Source organism: Bradyrhizobium sp. PRIMUS42, assembly GCF_023006515.1.
GTDB lineage: Bacteria > Pseudomonadota > Alphaproteobacteria > Rhizobiales > Xanthobacteraceae > Bradyrhizobium.
In genome coordinates, this window is the sequence record NZ_JALBGZ010000890.1 from 1 (window position 1) to 2,245 (window position 2,245).

The 2,245-nt window shown below is 66.8% G+C and carries 1 protein-coding gene and 1 pseudogene; both read right to left on the bottom strand.

Going from position 1 to position 2,245, the window contains the following annotated elements; all coding sequences use genetic code 11:
- Positions 1 to 267 precede the first annotated feature (267 nt).
- Positions 268 to 1,782, bottom strand: a complete 1,515-nt coding sequence (locus MOV75_RS35275; RefSeq protein ID WP_246926805.1) for an acetyl-CoA acetyltransferase — start codon at positions 1,780 to 1,782, stop codon at positions 268 to 270.
- Between the two features lie 185 nt (positions 1,783 to 1,967).
- Positions 1,968 to 2,245: pseudogene (locus MOV75_RS35280) on the bottom strand (nitronate monooxygenase); the annotation flags it as partial.

Sequence of the window (2,245 nt, forward strand, 5' to 3'; positions counted from 1 at the left end):
CGGACGGCCTCTCCGACGGCGATGCGGTGCGCGTGGTCGGCGCCAAGGCCAAGCCGGCGACCGCGTCGGAGAAGCAGGCGCCGAAGGGCTAGGGCGTTCTCGTAGTGGTGCCGTAGGGTGGGCAAAGACGCTCTTGCGCCGTGCCCACGAAATTTCTCCACGAAATTTCTCCATCACATGGAGACGGTGGGCACGCTTCGCTTTGCCCACCCTACGAGAGTGATTGCGGAGCGGCACTTCGCGCCACACTGCGTCCGGGACACGAAATCAAGCCACCCGCCACTCCGGCACGCCGTCCGCGGCCACCGCGATCTCGCCGAGCGAGCCGACCGGCGTCCTCTCCATATTCAAGAGATGCGCCAGCGTCGCGCTATCGCTCGCCGGGATCCGCGCCAGCGTGCGCCGGTCATCGTCAGTCCGTAGCATCACCACACCGTGCTCGACGTCGCCGCCACGGCCATAGAGCACCGTGAAGCTCTCGACCTTGCCCTTGCCGTTTGCCTCCGTCACGAACTCCGGCACCGCGCGCTTGTTGCGGTCGGCCTCTGCCTGCACACTGGTCTCCTGCGCCAGCGCTTCGCGCGGCGGCGTCTTCGACACCACCAGCGCGTGATGCTTGGTGACGAAGCCGCCCTGGCCGTAGAGCAGGCCGAGCTTGGCGCCGTCGCGCACACGCCGCACCATCGCGCAGGCCGCATGCGTCATGTAGGTGTTGAGCGGCGCGCCGAAGAAGGTGAGGCCGCCGGTCACGGTCGGCTGCACGTCGGCACCAAGCCCAAGCGTCCGCCGCGCCATCTTGGGCACGCAGGGGAAGCAGCTATAGAGCTCGATCGCGTCGAATCTCTTGCCGTCGCCGCCGGCGAGATCCATCACGGCCTTGAGCACCGCATTCTGCGGATGGCTCTCGTAGAACTGGTCGCGCAAGAGATAGTCGCGCGGTTCTTCCGCCGAGGCGCCGCCGAGCGGATAAACCAGACTGTCCTCCGCGATACCCGCCGCGCGCGCCTTGGCGAGGCTGGTGAGCAGCAGCGCGCCGCCCATGTTGACGCTCGGGTTGGCGACCATGAGCTTGCTGTAGGGCCATGCGATCAAACGATTGTCCGTGGTCGCCGTCGTGATCTCTTCAGGCGTATAGCGCCGCTTCAGCCAGGCATTGGGATTTTGCGCGGCGGCTTCCGAATAACGCGACCACAGCGTGCCGGATTCCGCCATCGCCTCGCGCGGCGTCTGGCCCCAATGCGCGGAGGAGGCGGCCTCGTAGAAGGGATAGACCGTGACGGGCCGGAACACGCCGAGCTTCACCGCCAGCGGTTTCTGGAACGCCGCGCCGCGCTTGGGCTCCTCGACGTCATGGGCGAACGGCGTCCATGGCAGCTTCGCGCCCGCGCGTTCGGCTTTGGTCGCAGTCGACTGCGCCTCGGCGCCGCAGATGGCGGCCACGGTGCATTCGCCGCGGGCGATACGCTTGGCCGCTTCGTGGATGTAGCGGATCGGACTCTCGCCGCCGACAGGGCCGTAATAGCAATGCGCAGGCGTGATGCCGAGCCGCTGCGCCAACAGCTTCTCCGGATCGCGATAACGCCAGCTCAGGAAGTTGACGACGTCGAGCGATTGCACCTCGCCGAGCAGCTTCGCGCCGGCATCTGCTTCCGCGCGCCGCAGCGCCTGCTCGAGCAGGTCGAGCGGCTCGAGGCCGTCGCTGATCTCCTTGGGGCGATCGACGATCTCGCCGACGCCGACGATGACGGGGATGCGGTCTTCGGGGGCACTGGTCTTGGTCATTTCTTCTTGCTTCACGTTTCAGATTTGGGCACGCCGTTGTCCTTCGAGGCCTTCGCTACGCTACGGCACCTCAGGATGACGGCTACGGAGGAAGCGTCATCCTGAGGTGCGAGCCAAGCGACGCCTGCGGCGCTTGGGGAGCCTCGAAGGATGGGCGGCGGGCGGCACTCCGGCTACACACACCATCACTCCGCCACCAGCGCATTCATGTGCTCGACGGCTTCGGCAAAATCTTCCTTGAACTCCTGTACCACGGCGCCGGCCGATTTCACGCTGTCGATGAGGCCGACGCCCTGGCCGACGAAATAGCTGACGAGATCGCGCGCCTTGGCGTTGCCGCTTGCCGCGGCCCGGTCGATCGAGTTGAAGGCATCGCGGCTGATGATGCTCTGCAGCGGCATCGGCAGCGCGCCAGGGCTGTCCGGCGCGCTGTCCCAGGCATCGGTCCAGACCGAGCGGAGCT

Bases quoted from the DNA above. Each gene is read 5' to 3' on its own strand.
- MOV75_RS35275 (WP_246926805.1), bottom strand. From the start codon at position 1,782: ATGACCAAGACCAGTGCCCCCGAAGACCGCATCCCCGTCATCGTCGGC.